21 protein-coding genes are annotated in these 18102 nt (G+C 63.8%); 17 read left to right on the forward strand and 4 right to left on the reverse strand.

What is annotated here, in order from left to right:
• Window positions 1–67 precede the first annotated feature (67 nt).
• Window positions 68–592 carry a hypothetical protein gene (locus B5526_RS31310; protein WP_079543607.1) on the forward strand — a complete coding sequence of 175 codons (525 nt, stop codon included), beginning with the start codon at window positions 68–70 and terminating at the stop codon, window positions 590–592.
• Here B5526_RS31310 and B5526_RS31315 read toward each other — a convergent pair.
• From B5526_RS31315 to B5526_RS38105, 3 genes are all read right to left on the reverse strand, one after another.
• On the reverse strand, window positions 554–946 hold the full coding sequence (locus tag B5526_RS31315) for a carboxymuconolactone decarboxylase family protein (protein ID WP_079543608.1): 393 nt from the start codon (window positions 944–946) through the stop codon (window positions 554–556). The genes B5526_RS31310 and B5526_RS31315 overlap by 39 nt on opposite strands.
• 129 nt (window positions 947–1075) lie before the next feature.
• The gene (gene pcaD, locus B5526_RS38100) at window positions 1076–1858 is read right to left on the reverse strand and encodes a 3-oxoadipate enol-lactonase (RefSeq protein ID WP_154071545.1); all 783 of its coding nucleotides are present in this window, start codon (window positions 1856–1858) and stop codon (window positions 1076–1078) included.
• A 105-nt stretch (window positions 1859–1963) separates the two neighbouring features.
• Window positions 1964–3319: a 3-carboxy-cis,cis-muconate cycloisomerase gene (locus B5526_RS38105; protein WP_154071546.1), complete on the reverse strand. Its 1356-nt coding sequence runs from the start codon at window positions 3317–3319 to the stop codon at window positions 1964–1966.
• Window positions 3320–3485: 166 nt separating this feature from the next.
• Here B5526_RS38105 and B5526_RS31325 point away from each other — a divergent pair, with 166 nt between their 5' ends.
• The 10 genes from B5526_RS31325 (at window position 3486) to B5526_RS31370 (ending at window position 11268) form a co-directional block, all read left to right on the forward strand.
• Window positions 3486–3932 carry an SRPBCC family protein gene (locus tag B5526_RS31325; RefSeq protein ID WP_079543609.1) on the forward strand — a complete coding sequence of 149 codons (447 nt, stop codon included), beginning with the start codon at window positions 3486–3488 and terminating at the stop codon, window positions 3930–3932.
• A 151-nt stretch (window positions 3933–4083) separates the two neighbouring features.
• Window positions 4084–4569 (forward strand): (2Fe-2S)-binding protein, encoded by a 486-nt coding sequence (locus B5526_RS31330; RefSeq protein ID WP_079543610.1) that lies wholly within the window; start codon window positions 4084–4086, stop codon window positions 4567–4569.
• A 32-nt stretch (window positions 4570–4601) separates the two neighbouring features.
• Complete coding sequence (locus B5526_RS31335; RefSeq protein ID WP_079543611.1) at window positions 4602–5408, forward strand: FAD binding domain-containing protein; 807 nt, start codon at window positions 4602–4604, stop codon at window positions 5406–5408.
• Between the two features lie 52 nt (window positions 5409–5460).
• Entirely contained in the window at window positions 5461–6369 is a 909-nt protein-coding gene (locus B5526_RS31340) for an AAA family ATPase (RefSeq protein WP_079543612.1), read from the forward strand.
• A gap of 118 nt (window positions 6370–6487) precedes the next feature.
• On the forward strand, window positions 6488–7687 hold the full coding sequence (locus B5526_RS31345; protein ID WP_079543613.1) for a vWA domain-containing protein: 1200 nt from the start codon (window positions 6488–6490) through the stop codon (window positions 7685–7687).
• Between the two features lie 13 nt (window positions 7688–7700).
• Window positions 7701–8030 (forward strand): XdhC family protein, encoded by a 330-nt coding sequence (locus B5526_RS31350; RefSeq protein ID WP_079543614.1) that lies wholly within the window; start codon window positions 7701–7703, stop codon window positions 8028–8030.
• Window positions 8027–8728, forward strand: a complete 702-nt coding sequence (locus tag B5526_RS31355) for an XdhC family protein (protein ID WP_079543615.1) — start codon at window positions 8027–8029, stop codon at window positions 8726–8728. Before B5526_RS31350 ends, B5526_RS31355 begins: the two co-directional genes overlap by 4 nt.
• A complete protein-coding gene (locus B5526_RS31360) occupies window positions 8725–10329 on the forward strand; it encodes an NTP transferase domain-containing protein (protein ID WP_079543616.1) in 1605 nt (534 codons plus the stop codon). The genes B5526_RS31355 and B5526_RS31360 overlap by 4 nt, the downstream gene beginning before the upstream one ends.
• 90 nt (window positions 10330–10419) lie before the next feature.
• Window positions 10420–10809, forward strand: a complete 390-nt coding sequence (locus B5526_RS31365; RefSeq protein WP_079545643.1) for a DUF4189 domain-containing protein — start codon at window positions 10420–10422, stop codon at window positions 10807–10809.
• A gap of 48 nt (window positions 10810–10857) precedes the next feature.
• Complete coding sequence (locus B5526_RS31370; protein ID WP_079543617.1) at window positions 10858–11268, forward strand: DUF2000 family protein; 411 nt, start codon at window positions 10858–10860, stop codon at window positions 11266–11268.
• On the opposite strand, the gene B5526_RS31375 is transcribed toward B5526_RS31370, so the two are convergent.
• Entirely contained in the window at window positions 11265–12116 is an 852-nt protein-coding gene (locus tag B5526_RS31375) for an alpha/beta fold hydrolase (protein ID WP_079543618.1), read from the reverse strand. The two genes, B5526_RS31370 and B5526_RS31375, sit on opposite strands and share 4 nt — an antisense overlap.
• 199 nt (window positions 12117–12315) lie before the next feature.
• Here B5526_RS31375 and B5526_RS31380 point away from each other — a divergent pair, with 199 nt between their 5' ends.
• The 6 genes from B5526_RS31380 to B5526_RS31405 all read left to right on the forward strand — a co-directional run bounded on the left by B5526_RS31380 (window position 12316) and on the right by B5526_RS31405 (window position 18099).
• The gene (locus B5526_RS31380) at window positions 12316–12900 is read left to right on the forward strand and encodes a TetR/AcrR family transcriptional regulator (protein ID WP_197688377.1); all 585 of its coding nucleotides are present in this window, start codon (window positions 12316–12318) and stop codon (window positions 12898–12900) included.
• Between the two features lie 171 nt (window positions 12901–13071).
• The gene (locus tag B5526_RS31385) at window positions 13072–13764 is read left to right on the forward strand and encodes a TetR/AcrR family transcriptional regulator (RefSeq protein ID WP_079543620.1); all 693 of its coding nucleotides are present in this window, start codon (window positions 13072–13074) and stop codon (window positions 13762–13764) included.
• Window positions 13761–14549 carry an HlyD family secretion protein gene (locus B5526_RS31390; RefSeq protein ID WP_079543621.1) on the forward strand — a complete coding sequence of 263 codons (789 nt, stop codon included), beginning with the start codon at window positions 13761–13763 and terminating at the stop codon, window positions 14547–14549. The genes B5526_RS31385 and B5526_RS31390 overlap by 4 nt, the downstream gene beginning before the upstream one ends.
• Complete coding sequence (locus B5526_RS31395; RefSeq protein WP_079543622.1) at window positions 14546–15490, forward strand: ABC transporter ATP-binding protein; 945 nt, start codon at window positions 14546–14548, stop codon at window positions 15488–15490. The genes B5526_RS31390 and B5526_RS31395 overlap by 4 nt, the downstream gene beginning before the upstream one ends.
• A complete protein-coding gene (locus B5526_RS31400; RefSeq protein WP_079543623.1) occupies window positions 15487–16656 on the forward strand; it encodes an ABC transporter permease in 1170 nt (389 codons plus the stop codon). The genes B5526_RS31395 and B5526_RS31400 overlap by 4 nt, the downstream gene beginning before the upstream one ends.
• A gap of 129 nt (window positions 16657–16785) precedes the next feature.
• Entirely contained in the window at window positions 16786–18099 is a 1314-nt protein-coding gene (locus B5526_RS31405; RefSeq protein WP_079543624.1) for an adenylate/guanylate cyclase domain-containing protein, read from the forward strand.
• Window positions 18100–18102 lie beyond the last annotated feature (3 nt).

Below are 18102 nucleotides of genomic sequence, written 5' to 3' on the forward strand. Positions count from 1 at the left end.
TAGGGGAGTTACGTCTCCGCCGAACCGCCGCTCCGTGTCGGAGCGTCGCGGAACAGCGGGAAGCGACATGACCACAAACTGGCGGATCAGTTCTTTCAGCGGTGCGCTTCTGGCGGCCTATTTCATTCCGTCCTGGACCATGATCGCCTTCAGGATCATGATTTCGCCGGTCCACGGCCTTTATGAGCGGCCCAATATCGCAGCGGCGCTCTACATCAGCGATCATCTGCAATGGGCCGCGATGTCAACGATCCGCTTCGCATGGCTGTTGGCTTTGGGCAGGCTCACCGTCGTCGCCTTCTTTGCGATCTTCCTGGTGTTGATCATCCGCGCCTCGATCCGCAAGACCGGTGACGGCGACGAAGCGCTCGCGATCGCGCTTGCGATCGGCAGCGCGTTCAGTTTTGCGGGCATGGTGCTGGCATCGCAGGTCGGCGAGACGGAGGCGCTTCGGCTTCATGCCACGGAGTTGCTGATGCTGCTGGGGACCGCGATCGTGTTGCTGGTCGAACGTCCCGCGCAGCGAGAGACCACTCACAGCGTGGACGACGCTCTACCCCTTGAGCAGCCCGAGCTCGCTCACAATCGCTGAGGCTTCCTTGACCGCGTGGTTGGCGGCCGGCACGCCGCAATAGATCGCCTGCTGCAGCAGGATTTCCCTGATATCCTCCGGCGTAAAGCCGCCTTCGGTCAGCGCGGCGCGCACATGCAGGCGGAATTCGTCCCATTGGCCGAGCGCAACCATGGTGCCGATCACCAGCACCCGCCGCGTGCGCTCGTCGAAATGCGGCCGGGTCCAAATCTCGCCCCAGGCGTGGCGCGTGATCAGGTCGAGGAACTCGGCGTTGAACGAATTCCGGTTGGCGATTGATTTGTCGACCCAGGCATTGCCGAGCACCTTGCGGCGCTGGATCATGCCGTCGTCACGGCGTTTCTGATCGTCCATTGATTTCTCCCGTCGTCGTCCTTGATACTCTCCCGTCATTGCGACCAGCGAAGCGACGAAGCAATCCATTGTCACCATCGTCCCGGCTGTGGATTGCTTCGCTAACGCTCGCAATGACGGGGGTTAGAGCTAGCGTTGCGTCAAAAAGCCGACCACGGCGTCGGTAAAAGCGTGCGGCTGTTCGACATTGGAAATATGGGCGGCGTCGAGGATGGTCAGGCTGGCGCCGGGAATCTGGCTGCGGATCAATTCGCCGGCCGAGATCGGCGTTGCCATGTCATGGCGTCCGGCGATCACCAATGTCGGGCTCTTGATCTTCGGCAACAGCGCGCGCTGGTCGAGCGTGGAGAGCGCCTCGCAGCAGGCGAGATAGCCCTCAACCGGCGTGGCCGTCAGCATCGCCTTCATGTTCGCCGTGCTCTGCGGGTCGCGCTCGCGAAACTCCGCCGTCAGCCAGCTCGCGATCACGGTGTCGGCGATGGCTGCGATGCCGCCTTCCTTCACCGCCTTGATGCGGTTTTGCCAATTGGTCGGATCGGGATAGTAGCAGGCGGTGTTGGAGAGAATGATTTTGCCAAATCGCTCCGGCGCGTTGGCCGCGAGCCATTGTCCGACCATGCCGCCCATCGACAGACCGCACCAATGCGTCTTCTCGATGTTGAGGTCATCCAGGATCGCCAGCACGTCGCGGCCGAACCGCTCCATCGAATAAGGGCCCGGCGGCACGCTCGACTTGCCGTGGCCGCGCCGGTCATAGCGGATCACGCGAAACAGCTGCGTCAGCGCCTTCATCTGCGGCTGCCACATCTGCAAGGTGCAGCCGAGCGAATTCGACAGCATCAAGGTCGGCCCGCCGTCGCGGCCTTCGACCGATACGTTGAGCAGGCAACCATCGGCATCAATCATCGGCATTTTGCGCTCCTCGTCATGCGCGGACTTGATCCGCGCATCCATCTAAAAACAGAGTCTATCCAGGATGATGGATTGCCGGGTCAAGCCCGGCAAATGACATCTGGACTATTTGTCGTCGAGCGAGGCCAGCAGCCGGTCGATCAGGACCTGCGAGGCGCCCTGATAGGCCATCGGCTCGAACAGTTTTTTTAGTTTGTCCGCACTCAAATGCGCGGTGACCTTCGTATCCTTTGCCAGCACCTCGCGCAGGCCTTTTTTCTCGGCGACGGCCTTTTTGCTGGCGGTCTCCACGAGATGATGGGCCTCGCTCTTGCCGATCTTCTCGGCCAGCGCCATCGTCACCGCTTCGGCCATGATCAGCCCGCCGGTCGCCTCGAGATTGACGCGCATGCGCGCGGCATCGACTTCCAGCCCCTCGGCGATGTCGACGATTGCGGCGAGCGCGCCTGATGTGACCAGCAATAACGTCGGCATTGTAGGCCATTCGGCGTGCCAGAGGCCGGCGCTGCGCTCGTGGTCCTGCACTTGCGCCGCAAATATCGTCGCCGCGAGATTGGGCGCCATGGTGGCCGCGGCGAGCGCGGTCGCTGCCGCCACGGGATTGCGCTTGTGCGGCATGGTGGAGGAGCCGCCGCGGCCTTCGCCGGACGGCTCGAACGCCTCGGCAACATCAGTCTGCATCATCAGTGAAACGTCCCGGGCGATCTTGCCGCAGCTTCCCGCCACGATCGCGAGCACCGAGGCTATTTCCGCGATTCGGTCGCGATGGGTGTGCCAGGGCGCCGCCGGCAGCGGTAGCTTTAGCACCTCGGCCAGTCTTTCGGCGACCGCCATTGCCTTGTCGCCGAGCGCTGCCAAGGTTCCCGCGGCGCCGCCGAATTGCAACGCCAATCCGTCGCCGCGCAACCGTTGCAACCGCGCGCGAGAGCGATGCAACGCCGCGGCATATTCCGCAAGCTTCAGGCCGAACGGCATCGGCAAGGCATGCTGCAGCCAGGTGCGCGCCACCATCGGCGTGTCGCGATGTTTTCGCGCAAGCTTTGCGAATCCGGCGATGGCGCGATCGAGATCTACAAGCAGCGAATCGATGCCTGCGCGCAAGGTGAGCATGGCGGCGGTATCGATCACGTCCTGGCTGGTCGCGCCCCAATGCACATAGCGCGCTGCGTCCGCATCGGCCTTGGCGACGGCGGCGGTAAGCGCCTTGACCAGCGGGATCGCGAGATTGCCGGAACGGGTCGCGGCCTCGGCCAGGGCAGCCAGGTCGAATTTCTCGGCCCTGCAGGCCTTCTCGATCGGAGCAACCGCGCTCGCGGGGATCACCCCGGTCGCGGCTTCGGCGCGCGCCAGCGCTGCTTCAAAATCGAGCATGTGCTGCAGGTAGGCGGCATCGTCGCAGATGGCGCGCATGGCGGCGCTCGACAGCATCGGCGCCAGCAAGGGGGAGAGGGAAGTGCTCATGATGCGCGCGACCTAACCATCCCGGCCTGCCTCTGCCAATCCCATAGCATCGGCGCAAGCCCGGCGGTTGCGAATATGCATCGCTTGTCCTTGATCCGTCCCCTTCCTTTTGAGCCCTCGGTGCTTTACTTGGGGGCTACAGGCGTAGCGATCCGGAGGTATCCCCATGGCCATGACGATGAACGGCGAAGTCCAGCTAGCGGCGCCGCGCGAGGCGGTGTGGGCCAAATTGAACGATCCGGAAGTGCTCAAGGTCTGCATCCCCGGATGCGAGGAATTGGAAAAAACCGAGGACAATGGTTTTCGCGCGGTCGCCAAAATGAAGGTCGGGCCGGTGTCGGCGCGCTTCAAGGGGCGGGTGACGCTGAGCGACATCGACCCGCCCAACGGCTACAAAATCTCGGGCGAAGGTGAGGGCGGGGTGGCCGGCTTCGCCAAGGGTGGCGCCACGGTGGCGCTGTCCGACAAGGATGGCGGTACGCTGCTGAGTTATGACGTCGAGGCGCAGATCGGCGGCAAGCTCGCCCAGCTCGGGCAGCGGCTGATCAACGGTACGGCCAAGAAACTGGCCGATGAGTTCTTTGCAAATTTCGCCAAGGCGGTGCAGGGTTAGCCTTCTACCGAAAGTCCCGCTAAGTCATATCAAGCCATGCCCCAGGTGAGGTTGCTCATTGCCGGGATGGCCCATATTATGATTATGGCCCCGGAATGATTTTAATGAGCGTGCTGCCGTGCAACGCGGCGGTAGCTGAAGAGAGTGCTGAATGGCCAAAATTTCGCTGATCGTGAACGGCAACCCCGTCAATGCCAATGTCGACCCGAGGACGCTCCTGGTGCAGTTTCTGCGCGAGAATCTGCGGCTGACCGGCACCCATGTCGGCTGCGACACCTCGCAATGCGGCGCCTGCGTGGTGCATCTCGACGGCAAGGCGGTCAAGTCCTGCACCACGCTTGCGGTGATGGCCGACGGCCATGAGGTCAAGACCATCGAGGGCCTTGCGCCCGACGGCGCGCCGTTGCATCCGATGCAGGAAGCCTTCCGCGAGCATCACGGTCTGCAATGCGGCTTCTGCACGCCCGGCATGATCATGACCGCGGTCGATATCGTCCACCGCAAGGGCCATGACCTCTCCGACCACACTATCCGCGAAGAGCTCGAAGGCAACCTGTGCCGCTGCACCGGCTACCAGAACATCGTTGCGTCGATCGCGGCCGGCGCCAAGGCGATGGCGAACTCCGATCTCGCATAAGAACGGCAGCGCACGGCGATTAGGAATACCCAATGTATGAATTCAAATATCATCGTCCGGCGACCGTGCGGCAGGCCGCCAATCTGCTGGTCAAGAACGAAGACGCCAAGGTGATCGCCGGCGGCCATACGTTGTTGCCGGTCATGAAGCAGCGGCTTGCGAGTCCGCCGCACCTGGTCGACCTCTCCCATATCGAGGGGCTCGACTCTATCGAGATCAAGGGCCGTTCGCTGGTGATCGGCGCGACCGCAAAGCATGCCGATGTCGCGACTTCGGCTGTTGTCGGCGAGGCGATCCCGGCGCTGGCCGAACTTGCCGGCATGATCGGCGACCCCGCGGTGCGCCACAAGGGCACCATCGGCGGCTCGCTCGCCAACAACGATCCGACCGCCGATTATCCCGCGGCGGTGCTTGCGCTCGGCGCCACCATCGTCACCAACAAGCGCCGCCTGAAGGCGGAAGAGTTTTTTCAAGGCCTGTTCACGACCGCGCTCGAGAGCGACGAGATCATCACCAAGGTGATGTTCCCGCTGCCGAAGAAGGCCGCCTACATCAAATTCCGTAACCAGGCCTCGCGCTACGCGCTGGTCGGCGTGTTCGTCGCCAAGCGTCCGTCGGACGTGCGCGTCGCCGTCACCGGCGCCGGCTCCGAAGGCGTGTTCCGCGTCACCTCGTTCGAGGAGGCGTTGAAAAAACGCTTCTCGCCGAAAGTGCTGGACGGGTTGACGGTGCCGGCCGAGGGACTAAATAGCGATCTGCACGGCAGCGCCGAATACCGCGCGCATCTGATCGCGGTAGTGGCGCGGCGTGCCGTCGAAGCCGCGACTGTCAAGGGTTGACGTTGCAAGGGCTGACATTGCCTGGTTCTCGCTCATCAAGATTGGCTCTCAAATGACTGCATCGGCGCTGCCTTCTTCCGTCGATGCGATGCTCGAACTCCTGACCTCGCGCGGCTATCTCGCGGAGCGTTCGCTGGCGACGGTGACCTATCTGTCGCTGCGCATGGGCCGGCCGCTGTTCCTGGAAGGCGAGGCCGGCGTCGGCAAGACCGAAATCGCGAAGGTGCTGTCGGCAGCACTCGGGCGAAAGCTGATCCGGCTGCAGTGCTATGAGGGGCTGGATGTTGCGTCCGCGGTCTATGAATGGAACAGCGCCGCGCAGATGATCGCGATCCGGCTTGCGGAAGCGGCCGGCGACACCGATCGCGAGCATCTATCGTCAGACATCTTCGCTGAACGCTATCTCATAAAACGGCCGCTGCTGCAGGCACTAGAGCCGGATGTCGCAGGCTCCCCGGTGCTCTTGATCGACGAGCTCGACCGCGCCGACGAGGCGTTCGAGGCTTATCTGCTGGAAATCCTCTCGGACTTCCAGGTGACCATCCCCGAGCTCGGCACCGTGAAGGCGCCGCAGCCGCCGATCGTCATCATCACCTCGAACCGCACCCGCGAAATTCATGACGCCTTAAAACGCCGCTGTCTCTATCACTGGGTGGATTATCCCTCCGCCGAGCGCGAGCTTGCGATCGTCAAGTCGCGCGTGCCTGGAATATCCGCGAAACTGTCGCAGCAGGTGGTCGGCTTCGTGCAGGCGCTGCGCGACCAGGATTTTTACAAGTCGCCGGGCGTTGCCGAGACCATCGATTGGGCGACCGCGTTGACCGAACTCGACGCCCGCTCGCTGACCCCGCAAGTGGTCGGCGACACCCTCGGCGCGCTGCTAAAATACCAGGACGACATCACGCGGATGCAGGGCGACACGCTGCAAAAGGTTCTGAAAGAGGCGACGAGCGAGAGTTAACAACGCCTGTCATTCCGGGGCGCGCCTCTTGGCGCGAGCCCGGAATCCATACTCCCGATCGTGGTTATGGATTCCGGACTCGCTCGTTTCACTCGCGCCCCGGAATGACGAGGGTAACATGACCGCGTCAACCACTACACCAGTCACCGGCCTGATCGCCGACAACGTCATCGGCTTTGCCCGCGCGCTGCGCGCGGCCGGGATTCCGGTCGGACCGGGTGCGGTCATCGATGCCTTGAAGGCGCTGCGCCTGATCGAGATCGGCAGCCGCGCCGATGTATTCACGACGCTGGAAGCCATCTTCGTCAAGCGCCACGAGCATGCGCTGATCTTCGCGCAGGCCTTCGACCTGTTCTTCCGCGCCGCCGAGGACTGGAAGCATATGCTGGATTCGGTGCCGCTGCCCGAACACGCCAAGAAGAAGCCGCCGCCGGCCTCGCGCCGGGTCCAGGAAGCGCTGTCGCAACCCCGGACCAGCGAAGTGCCGCAGGCTCAGGAGCAGGATCTCAAGCTCTCGGTGTCCGACAAGGAAGTGCTGCAGAAAAAGGATTTTGCGCAGATGAGCGCGGCCGAGATCGCCGAAGTCACCCGCGCGATCGCGGAGATGAAGCTGCCGCAGGCCGAATTGCGCACCCGCCGCTATCAGCCGGACCCGCGCGGCTTGCGGCTCGACATGCGCCGGACGCTGCGCGGCAGCCTTCGCACCGGTGGCGACATCATCGATATCCATCGGCTCGGCCGGATCGACAAGCCGGCGCCAATCGTGGCGCTGCTCGATATCTCCGGTTCGATGAGCGAATATACAAGGCTGTTCCTGCACTTTCTCCACGCCATCACCGACGCCCGCAAGCGCGTGTCGGTGTTTCTGTTCGGCACGCGGCTGACCAATGTGACGCGGGCGCTGCGGGCGCGGGATCCCGACGAGGCGCTGGCGAGCTGTTCGTCGACGGTCGAGGACTGGGCCGGGGGAACGCGGATCGCCACCTCGCTGCATACGTTCAACAAATTGTGGGGCCGGCGGGTGCTGGGCCAGGGCGCGATCGTGCTTCTGATCTCCGACGGGCTGGAGCGCGAAGCCGACGCAAAGCTGGCGTTCGAGATGGACCGGCTGCACCGGTCGTGCCGCCGCCTGATCTGGCTCAATCCGCTGCTGCGTTACGGCGGCTTCGAGGCCAAGGCGCAGGGCATCAAAATGATGTTGCCGCACGTTGACGAATTCCGCCCGGTACATAATTTGAGTTCCATCCAGGGGCTGATCGAAGCACTTTCCTCGGTGCCGCCGCCGCATCACCGCAGCCTGATCCGCTCCGCAGCCTGAAAAGAGGTTTTCCATGCTCAATCGCGACGAAGACATTCTGAAAGCGGCTGAGGACTGGCAAAAGGCCGGTCACGGCGTGGCGCTGGCAACCGTGGTCGAGACCTGGGGCTCGGCCCCGCGGCCGGCGGGCTCGAGCCTCGTCATCAACGATGACGGCACGTTTCTGGGCTCGGTGTCCGGCGGCTGCGTCGAGGGCGCGGTGGTCACGGAGGCGTTAGATGTGATCGCGAGCGGCCAGCCCAAAATGCTGGAATTCGGCGTTGCCGACGAGACCGCCTGGAATGTCGGCCTGTCCTGCGGCGGCACCATCCGGGTCTTCGTCGAGAAGGTGGGCCAGTCGTGAAGCTCGAGACCCTCAAAGAGCTCAACACCGAGCGCGCCGCGCGCCGTCCGGTGATCCTGGTCACCGATACCGAGAATGGCCAACAGCGGCTGGTCAAGGCCGCCGATTTTGTCACTGACCCCCTGCGCGCTGAACTGACAAAACAATTGCGCATGGGCAAGAGCGGAATGATCGAGGCCGGCGACAAGAAACTGTTTCTCAATGTCTATGCCCCGACGGCAAAGCTCGTGATTGTCGGCGCCGTCCATATCAGCCAGGCCTTGGCGCCGCTGGCGCGCTCGCTCGACTATGACGTCACCGTGGTCGATCCGCGCACCGCGTTTGCAAGCCCGGAGCGGTTTCCGGATGTGCCGCTGATCGCCGAATGGCCCGACGTGGCGTTGCCGCCGCTCGATGTCGATCACTACACGGCATTCGTGGCGCTGACGCACGATCCCAAGATCGACGATCCGGCGCTGCTGCACGCGTTCCAGCGTGACTGCTTCTATATCGGCGCGCTCGGCTCGCGAAAGACCCACGCCAAGCGCGGCGAGCGCCTCCGGGCGCAGGGCGCGAGAGAAGCGGACATCGCGCGCATTCATGCCCCGATCGGCCTGCCCATCGGCGCGGTCTCGCCGTCGGAGATCGCGGTCGCGATCATGGCCGAGATCACCGCGCAATTGCGGCTGCCGGCAAAAGAGAAAGAGGCCGCGGCATGAAATTCGGCCCTGCCAGCCCGATGGAGGCGATGGGCGGCGTCACCGTTCATACGCTGCGCCAGGGATCGCTGGTGCTGAAAAAAGGCACCACCATCGGTCACGCCGAAGTCGAGGCGCTGACCCGCGCCGGCGTCAAGGAAATCGTGGTGGTGCGGCTAGAGGACGGCGACGTCTCCGAGGACGCCGCCGCCGCCAGCATCGCGCAGGCCGTCTCCGGCGACGGCGTCAATGTCGAACGCGCCTTCACCGGCCGCGCCAATCTGTTCGCGGCCAAAGCCGGCGTGCTGGTGGTCGACCGCGCCAAGGTCGACCGCATCAACGGCGTCGATGAGGCCATCACTTTTGCGACTCTCGCCGCTTACAAGCCCGTAGTCGAAGGCGAGATGGTCGCCACCGTGAAACTGATCCCGTTCGGGGTGGAAGCAAAATTGCGCGACGCGGCGGTTCAAGCGGCGAGCGGCGGCGCGCTGCGGATCGCGCCCTATGTGATAAAACGCGTCGGCATTGTCTCGACCTTGCTGCCGGGACTGGCGCCGAAAGTGGTGGAAAAAACCTTGCGGGTCACCGCCGAGCGGCTGGCGCCGGCCGGCGCCACCATCATCGCCGAACGCCGCGTGCCGCATGACGAGGCGGCGCTGGCGGCGTCGATCAAGGAATTGCTCACGCTCGGCGCGGAGCTTGTGATCGTGTTCGGCGCCTCGGCGATTGCCGACCGGCGCGATGTGATTCCGGCGGCGATCACCGGCATCGGCGGCGCCATCGAACATTTCGGCATGCCGGTCGATCCGGGCAACCTGCTGCTGATCGGCTGCGCCGGCAGTGTGCCGGTGCTGGGCGCGCCGGGCTGCGCGCGCTCGCCGGTCGAAAACGGCTTTGACTGGGTGCTGATGCGCCTGCTCGCCGGCCTCAAGGTGACGCGCGCCGAGCTTACCGGCATGGGCGTCGGCGGGCTGTTGATGGAAATCGTGACGCGGCCGCAGCCGCGCGCGAGTCTTGCCGCCGACAGCAACCGCCATGTCGCCGCGGTCATCCTCGCGGCCGGCCGCTCGACCCGGATGGGCGGTCCCAACAAGCTGTTGGCCGAACTCGGCGGCAAGCCGCTGGTGCGAATCGTGACCGAGCAGGCGCTCGCCTCGAAAGCGCAAGACGTGATCGTGGTGACCGGCCATCAGGCCGAGCAGGTCGAGAAAGTTTTGGCTGGCCTGAAGGTGAAATTCGTGCGCAATCCGCATTTTGCAGATGGTCTGGCCAGTTCAGTGCGCGCCGGCATCACCGCGGTGCCGGAAAATGCCGACGGCGCGGTGATTTGCCTTGGCGATATGCCTTTGATCGATGCGCATTTGATCGACCGCCTGATCGAAGCGTTCGCGCCGGACCGCGGCAATCTGATCGCGGTGCCCGTCAGCGACAACCGGCGCGGCAATCCGGTATTGTGGTCGCGGCGCTTCTTCAACGAATTAATGACGCTCGACGGCGATATCGGCGCCCGCCATTTGATCGCGCGGCACAGCGAGGCGGTCGCGGAAGTCCCGGTCGACGGTCACGGCGCGTTTTTGGATATCGATACCCCGCAGGCGCTCGAGGCAGCGCGGCAGGGTTAGCCGCGCCGCCACTTTCAAACTCTCGTTCACCAAGTTGAAACGTCCTCTCCCTTAAGTTTGCGGCCGCAGGGCCCGGGGGAGGGGATTTTGATCGTTTCGACTGCCGTCGCGCAACGCCGCGCGCTGATTGTCCTTGCGCTGACGTTACTGCTCGGCGCGTCGCGATTCGTTACGCAGGCCTGGGCCGCGGGTGCATTTGCGATCGGCAAATGCGGCGCCTATGGCCAGGCCTACGATTATCCGGCCGAGAACACGGCGCGCGCCGCCGCGCTCAAGCAATGCAAGGGCGACTGCACGGCAGTGACGATGAAGCGCGCCTGCGCGGCATTATCGATCGACATGACCAATCCCTGCGGCGCGCACGGTTACGCGATCAAGCCTCACATTTCGGGCTCGCTCAACGAGGCTACGAAAAAATGCTACGAATATGGCGGCAAGGAATGCGTGATCCGCGCCTGGGCCTGCGACGCCAAGGGGTAGCCTTCGTCATTGCTTCGCATCGCCCCGGAATGACGGTAGAAACAACCCATGCATTTCGACACCAAAATCGCGGTCGTGATCCGGACCGACCTTGAGGCGTGGCAGAAGCTCAACGTCGCTTCGTTCCTGACCTCGGGCATCGCGGCGGCGTTTGCCGGATGCATTGGCGAGCCTTACGAAGACGGCTCGGGGACAAAGTATCTCGCGCTGATCGGCCAGCCGATCCTGATCTATGGCGCCGACCGGCCGGCGCTGACCCGCGCGCTCGAGCGGGCGCTGGCGCGGAACGTGACGCCTGCGGTCTATACCGAGGACATGTTCAAGACCACGCATGATGCCGCCAATCGCGCGGCGGTGAGGGCGGTCGGGCGTGCCGATCTCAATCTGGTCGGTCTCGCCATGCGCGCGGAGCGCAAGGTGATCGACAAGATCGTCGATGGATTGAAGTTTCACACCTAGCTGAGCGCTTCAACCTCCGCCGCCAGCGCCTCCGGCGCGGTCAGCGCAACCCAATGTCCGGCATCGGGCAGGATCCTGACCTGCTGGCTGCCGAAAGCGTGCGCGAAACGGACCGGAATGAACTTGTCCTTGTCGCCCCACACCACGCGGCAGGGCACCCGCGCGAGGATGCGTTCACGCATCGCGGCAAATTCCGCGAAAAAACCGGGCTGCATGAATTGCCGGAACTGCCGCAGCGTCGTTCGCTTGGCGTCGCGGTTCATGGCAAAGCTTGCGGCGAAACGGTCGAGTTCCTGTTCGCTCAATTGCGGACACTGCGCGCCAAAAATGCGCTTGAACAGCGCGCCGCCGCGAAGCCGCAGCGCTGCCATTCCGAGCGACGAGCGTATCTTGCCAGCGAGCGAGGTATCGCCCCATTGCCGCGCGATCGGAAACCACGGAAAGCCGTCGAATGCGACCGTGTTGGTGATGACCATGCCGCGCAAGCGGCCGAGATTGGCGGCGGCCCAGGCGGTGCCGACCATGCCGCCGGTGTCGTGCACGACCAGGATCACGGGCCCGGCAATCCGCATCGCCTGCAAGACCGCATCCACGAACCGCATCTGATCTTTGAGGCTGTAAGTGAAGGCCGCCGGTGGCTCCGGCGATTTTCCATAGCCGGGAAAATCGGGCGCGATGCATCGATAGCGACCGGCGAGCTTGCCGATCAATAGCGCCCATTCGTCGGCGTTGTCGGGGTTGCCATGGAGCATCAGCACCACGGGGCCCAAACCTGCCTCCAGCACGCGCGTGCTGATGCCGAATTCGGAAAGGCAGATGTTGCGCGCTTCGATCGCTGGCGTATCCATTCTCGTTTCCCGACCTGTTTACGACGGCTCGGCCGCCGTGATCGCAGCCTCGCGGCGGCGCTGAATTGCCAAACCGGCGATTGTTCGTTAAAGATACATACAGAATGTATGTTTATGAGTCAAGCCAAGGCCAGTTCAGCGGAGGCGGGCGAGGCGAGTTGATCTTCGCGAGCGATCGTCCAATAGCTACGGCATGAAGATGACGAAGACAGCGCAAACCGCGGCCACCAAAGCCAGGCTCGAAACGGTCGCGCGCGAAATATTCGCGGAGCGCGGATTTGAAGCGGTCAGCGCCGAAGAGCTGGTGGCCAAAGCCGAGGTGACGCGGGGCGCGCTTTATCACCATTACGACGGCAAGGAGGGGCTGTTCGCGGCCGTGGTCGAGACGGTGATGCGGGAATTGCACGCCGAGCTGGTTCGCGAAACCGCCGCGCTGGCCGATCCGCTCCTGGCGCTCGAGCGCGGCATCGGCGTTTTCCTCAAAGCCTGCTCTGAACCCGCCATGCAGCGAATATTGCTGGTCGACGCACCGGCGGTGCTTGGCTGGCAGCGATGGCGGGAGATGGATGCGAAATACGGGTTGGGCCTGATCAGGCAGGCGCTGTCGGCCGCGGTTTCGATGGGCCTGTTGGAGAAGCGGGAGGTCGATGTGCTCGCCCATCTTCTGCTGGGGTCGCTGACGGAAGCAGCCATGGTCATTGCCCGATCGCCGAACCCGTCAAAAGCGCGCAAGGCGGCGGAGCGGGCGCTGGCCTCGATGATCGAAGCTTGCCGCGTCAGGTGAGGCCTTGCGGCCACGTCGACGGCGGGTCGCGCCCGCGCAACCCATCTCCCGAAGCCGAATAACGGCGACGTGACCGGCGTCGACACCGCTTCAATTGACAGTGACTGACCGGTCAGTCATAATTGGATGGTATCAAGTTCGCGAACCGCAGCAAGGGAGGGAGACCCGTCGATGCCAGCCAAGCGCCGTCGCGCCGAGAAGGCCGCGCCAGTCCAGCCGCCAGCGCCGGCCCTGCCGGGGTCCATCTCGCCAAAACCCGCGTCCAGCCGCGCCGCTCGCGCGGCGGAGCGGCGCCAGGCCATCATCGAGGCGGCGCTGGATGAATTCATCGCGCGCGGCTATGCCGCGACCCGGCTCGACGATGTCGCCAGCCGCGCCGGCGTCGCCAAGGGCACGATCTATCTCCACTTCGCCGACAAGGAGACGCTGTTTCAGGAGCTGGTGCGGACCGCGCTGGTGCCGCTGATCGGACGGCTTGCCGCGCCGCCGCCGCCGGGCGGATCGGTCCGTGCCGCGCTCGAGAATTTCGCGCAGACCTTTGCGCGGGAGGTGGTATCGACGCGGCGCGGCGACATCCTTCGCCTGATCGTCGCCGAGGGGGCGCGGTTTCCGAGCGTCGCCGACTTCTATTACCGCGAGGTGGTGTCGCGCGGCCTCGCCGGCATGCGGGCGCTGATCGAACTCGGTATTGCAAGCGGCGAAATCCGGAACGAAGGCCTGGCGCAATTTCCGCAGATCGTGGTCTCCCCCGTCATTGTCGCCGTGATCTGGCAGGGACTGTTCGCCCGGCACGCGCCGCTCGACGCGAGCGAAATGTTTCGCGTCCATCTCGACCTGATTTTCGGCGAACGGAGGGCGGCATGACCTCGTCGCGAAAGGCCCAGCGAATCTTGGCAGCGCTTGTGCTGGCGGCAATGCTCGCCGGCTGCAACGAGCGCCGGGATCCCCGCTTTCAGGGCTGGGTCGAGGCCGACATGATCTTCGTCAGCCCCGACGAAGCCGGACGCGTGACCAAGCTCAGCGTCCGCGAAGGCGATGAGGTGAAGGCCGGCGACCAACTCTATTCCGTGGACGACGATCTGCAGCTGGCGGACTTGAACCAGAACAAGGCCACGCTTGCCAACGCGCAGCAGAGCTATGACCGCGCCGCCTCCTTGAGCAAGACCGGCTCCGGGACCCAGGCCAATCTCGACGCCGCGGTTTCCGCGCTCCGCGTCGCCGAAGCGCGTGTGGTCACCTCGCAGACGCGGCTGGCGCGGCGCAACGGTTTTGCACCCGTCAGCGGCATCATTCAGCAGATCTATTTTCGCGAGGGCGAGATGGTGCAGGCGCAGCGGCCGGTGCTCTCGATCATGCCGCCCGGCAACATGAAGCTGCGGTTCTTCGTGCCGGAAACCGAGCTGCCAAAACTTGCGATCGGCGACGAGGTGCGGGTGACCTGCGACAACTGCTCGGCCGACCTTACCGCGAGGATCTATTTCATCGCGACCACGGCGGAATATACCCCGCCCGTCATCTATAGCCTCGAGGAGCGCAACAAGCTCGTCTACCTGATCCAGGCGCGCCCCGCGCGGCCCGATGCACTCCGCGTCGGCCAGCCGATCAGCGTGTTCGTCAACGCCAAGACTCCTGTTGCGGAAAAGCAATGACCGCGCTGCCTCCTTCCGCGTCCGACATCGTGATCGACGTCAAAGGCCTGACAAGATCCTTTGGCGGCCGCGAGGTCGTGCATGATCTGTCGATGCAGGTGAAGCGCGGCACCATCTATGGCTTCCTCGGCCCCAATGGCAGCGGCAAGACCACCACCATCCGCATGCTCTGCGGCCTGCTGACGCCCGACAGCGGCGAGGGCACCTGTTTGGGTTACGACATCCGCCGTGACGCCGACAAGATCAAGCGCCAGGTCGGCTACATGACGCAGCGCTTTTCGCTGTACCAGGATTTGTCGGTACGCGAGAATCTCGAATTCGTCGCCAGGCTCTATGGCGTGCCCGATGCGCGCGGCACCGCGCGCGAAATGATAAGACGGCTCGGGCTTAACGGGCGCGAGGAACAACTCGCCGGCGAACTTTCCGGCGGCTGGAAGCAGCGGCTGGCGCTCGGCGCCTGCACGCTGCCCAATCCGCAATTGCTGCTGTTGGACGAACCGACCGCCGGTGTCGACCCGAAAGCGCGGCGCGATTTCTGGAACGAGATCCATGCGCTGGCGGCCGCCGGGCTGACGGTGTTGGTCTCCACCCACTACATGGACGAGGCCGAGCGCTGTCACGAGATCGCCTATATCGCCTATGGACATTTGCTGGCGCATGGCACTGTCGATGAGGTGATCGCGAAATCGGCGCTGACCACCTATACGGTGACCGGCGACGACCTTCACAAGCTGCAGGACGAACTCACCGGCAAGCCCGGTATCGACATGGTGGCGCCGTTCGGCACCAGCCTGCACGTCTCCGGCCGCGACCGGGAAGCGCTGGAATCAACCATCGCGCCCTATCGGGCGGACCCGCGATGGCATTGGCAGCAGAGCGAGCCGTCGCTGGAGGATGTCTTCATCGAGCTGATGACCCGTTCGAAGGATAATTTCCAATGAGCGTGATTGCCGAGCGAGCCGCCGATCGAAGCGAAGCCAGCGAGCCCAGGTTCGGCTTCTGGCGGCGCAGCTTTGCGATGGTGATCAAGGAATTCATCCAGCTCAAGCGCGACCGCGTCTCGTTCGGCATGATCGTGATGATCCCGGTGATGCAATTGCTGCTGTTCGGCTACGCCATCAACACCACGCCGCGCAATCTGCCCACGGCAGTCCTGCTGCAGGAGGACTCCGACCTCGCGCGCTCGATCCTGAAAGCGCTGGAAAACACAGCCTATTTCCACTTCACCCACGAAGTGCACGACGTCGCGGAGTTCGACAATCTCTTGCAGTCGGGCAAGGTCCTGTTCGGCGTGGAAATCCCGCGCGGGTTCGAGCGTGCGGTGCGCCGCGGCGATCATCCGGCGCTGTTGGTCGCCGCCGACGCCACCGATCCGGTGGCGGCGAGTTCGGCGCTGTCGGCGCTCAGCGTCGTGGTGCAGACCGCGCTCGAGCACGATCTGTTCGCGGGCGATCCGCCGTCGCTGCCGTTCGAGATCCGCGCGCATGCGCGCTACAACCCGGCGGCCTCCTCGCGGCTCAATATCGTGCCGGGCCTGGTCGGCACCATCCTGACCATGACCATGCTGATCTTCACGGCCCTATCAGTGACCCGCGAAATCGAGCGCGGCACCATGGAGAGCCTGTTGTCGATGCCGATCAAGCCTGTCGAAGTGATGTTCGGCAAGATCATTCCCTATGTGCTGGTCGGCTTCGTCCAGGCCACCCTGATCGTGGGCATCGGCGTCTTGCTGTTCGGCGTTCCCGTGCGCGGCAGCCTCACCCTGCTGGCACTGCTCTCGACATTGTTCATCACCACCAATCTTTCGATCGGCTACACGTTCTCGACCATCGTGCAGAACCAGCTGCAGGCGATGCAATTGTCGATGATGTTCTTCCTGCCCTCGATCCTGTTGTCCGGCTTCATGTTTCCGTTCGCGGGCATGCCGATCTGGGCGCAATATATCGGCGAAGGCCTGCCGCTGACGCATTATGTGCGGATCGTGCGGGCCATCATGCTGAAGGGCGCGACGCTGCAGAATTTGCAATATGACACAATTGCACTGATTGCACTGATGTTGTTCGCCATGACCATCGCGGTGACGCGCTTCCGCCGCACGCTCGATTGATGCTAGATGCCGACTGTCATTCCGGGGCGATGCGAAGCATCGAACCCGGAATCTCGAGATTCCCCGATGTGCAATTGCACATCTGAGGTCTGGTCCTCGGGACCATCCCGGAAATGACGGTGTAATTTGATGGCTGCGTTCTGGGGAAAAAAGGCAAGCACGAGACGGCCGGCGGTGTCGGCCGAGTTCGATCATGCGCTGATGCGCGAGGTGATGCAGACCGAACTTATCCGGGTTAAGGCGCTCATCATCACCGCTGTTTCTCTCCTCGTCATTCTCTGGACCATCGATCTGATCGACCCAAGGGGGCTCGATCGCATCTGGCGGGGAAGGTTTCAGCCGACCTATCTCAATTACATCCTGATCCCGTTTATCCTGTTCGAGCTCTGGGTGCATGGCAATATCCAGAGGCATCTGAAACTCGACCGCGATGTGGCCCTGATCCGGCGATATCTGGGTGTGCTGATCGAGACCTCGCTGCCGACCGTGGCGCTGGCTGTGCATATCCAGAAGATGGGGCCGGTCGAGGCGCTCGGCTTCGTGATGCCGTTCGCCTATTTCATCTTCATCATCCTCTCGACGCTGCGGCTCGATTTCTGGCTTTCGACCTTCACCGGTTTCGTGGCGGCAGCGGAGCTGTTTTGTATCGCGATGTTCTATCACCCGGCAGCGACCACCGACCCTTCGCCCGACGGTTTTTACCACGGCGCGCGCAGCATGATGCTCTTGATTTCAGGGGTTTTGGCGGGCGCGGTCGGGGTTCAGTTGCGCCGTCAGTTCGCAGCCAGCATCATGGCCGCGACCGCGCGCGACCGTGTCACCAATCTGTTCGGCCAGCACGTTTCGCCGCAGGTAGCCGAGCGGCTCCTGCTCGAGGGCCCGAGCACCGACAGCGACATTCGCCGGGTCGCCGTGATGTTCGTCGATTTCCGCAGCTTTACCGCAGCGGCGCGCTCGCGCTCGCCCAAGGACGTCGTCGACCGGCTCGACGGCGCGTTCGCGGTGCTGGTCGAAATCCTCGACCGTCACGGCGGCATCGTCAACAAATTCCTGGGCGATGGTTTTCTGGCGCTGTTCGGCGCGCCGTTCGAGGTCGCCGACGCCGCCCATCACGCGGTCGCAGCCGCCCGCGAAATGCTCACCGCGATGGAACACATCAACGAGGCCTCGCATTGGCCGCTCCGCATCGGCATCGGCATTCATGTCGGCGAAGTGGTCGCGGGCAATATCGGCTCGCCCCGGCGCAAGGAATATACCGTGATCGGCGACACCGTGAATTTTGCCTCGAGGCTGGAGGCGCTCAACAAGGAATTCAATTCGCAGCTCTTGATCTCGGCCGCGGTTCGCGACGCGCTCGGCGAGGACGGCCGCGACGCAGTCTCGCTCGGCGAAGTCCCGGTCAAGGGCTATGACCAGCCTATGACGGTTTGGCAGTTGGGATAAAAG

Source organism: Bradyrhizobium lablabi (assembly GCF_900141755.1).
Taxonomy (GTDB): Bacteria; Pseudomonadota; Alphaproteobacteria; order Rhizobiales; family Xanthobacteraceae; genus Bradyrhizobium; species Bradyrhizobium lablabi_A.

Excerpts from the sequence above, each read along its gene's own strand:
- B5526_RS31375 (WP_079543618.1), bottom strand. The coding sequence starts at position 12,116 with ATGGATACGCCAGCGATCGAAGCGCGCAACATCTGCCTTTCCGAATTC.
- B5526_RS31380 (WP_197688377.1), top strand. The coding sequence starts at position 12,316 with ATGACGAAGACAGCGCAAACCGCGGCCACCAAAGCCAGGCTCGAAACG.
- B5526_RS31395 (WP_079543622.1), top strand. The coding sequence starts at position 14,546 with ATGACCGCGCTGCCTCCTTCCGCGTCCGACATCGTGATCGACGTCAAA.
- B5526_RS31390 (WP_079543621.1), top strand. The coding sequence starts at position 13,761 with ATGACCTCGTCGCGAAAGGCCCAGCGAATCTTGGCAGCGCTTGTGCTG.
- B5526_RS31340 (WP_079543612.1), top strand. The coding sequence starts at position 5,461 with ATGACTGCATCGGCGCTGCCTTCTTCCGTCGATGCGATGCTCGAACTC.
- B5526_RS31400 (WP_079543623.1), top strand. The coding sequence starts at position 15,487 with ATGAGCGTGATTGCCGAGCGAGCCGCCGATCGAAGCGAAGCCAGCGAG.
- B5526_RS31315 (WP_079543608.1), bottom strand. The coding sequence starts at position 946 with ATGGACGATCAGAAACGCCGTGACGACGGCATGATCCAGCGCCGCAAG.
- B5526_RS31310 (WP_079543607.1), top strand. The coding sequence starts at position 68 with ATGACCACAAACTGGCGGATCAGTTCTTTCAGCGGTGCGCTTCTGGCG.
- B5526_RS31335 (WP_079543611.1), top strand. The coding sequence starts at position 4,602 with ATGTATGAATTCAAATATCATCGTCCGGCGACCGTGCGGCAGGCCGCC.
- pcaD (WP_154071545.1), bottom strand. The coding sequence starts at position 1,858 with ATGCCGATGATTGATGCCGATGGTTGCCTGCTCAACGTATCGGTCGAA.
- B5526_RS38105 (WP_154071546.1), bottom strand. The coding sequence starts at position 3,319 with ATGAGCACTTCCCTCTCCCCCTTGCTGGCGCCGATGCTGTCGAGCGCC.
- B5526_RS31330 (WP_079543610.1), top strand. The coding sequence starts at position 4,084 with ATGGCCAAAATTTCGCTGATCGTGAACGGCAACCCCGTCAATGCCAAT.
- B5526_RS31350 (WP_079543614.1), top strand. The coding sequence starts at position 7,701 with ATGCTCAATCGCGACGAAGACATTCTGAAAGCGGCTGAGGACTGGCAA.
- B5526_RS31385 (WP_079543620.1), top strand. The coding sequence starts at position 13,072 with ATGCCAGCCAAGCGCCGTCGCGCCGAGAAGGCCGCGCCAGTCCAGCCG.
- B5526_RS31360 (WP_079543616.1), top strand. The coding sequence starts at position 8,725 with ATGAAATTCGGCCCTGCCAGCCCGATGGAGGCGATGGGCGGCGTCACC.
- B5526_RS31325 (WP_079543609.1), top strand. The coding sequence starts at position 3,486 with ATGGCCATGACGATGAACGGCGAAGTCCAGCTAGCGGCGCCGCGCGAG.
- B5526_RS31345 (WP_079543613.1), top strand. The coding sequence starts at position 6,488 with ATGACCGCGTCAACCACTACACCAGTCACCGGCCTGATCGCCGACAAC.
- B5526_RS31405 (WP_079543624.1), top strand. The coding sequence starts at position 16,786 with ATGGCTGCGTTCTGGGGAAAAAAGGCAAGCACGAGACGGCCGGCGGTG.
- B5526_RS31370 (WP_079543617.1), top strand. The coding sequence starts at position 10,858 with ATGCATTTCGACACCAAAATCGCGGTCGTGATCCGGACCGACCTTGAG.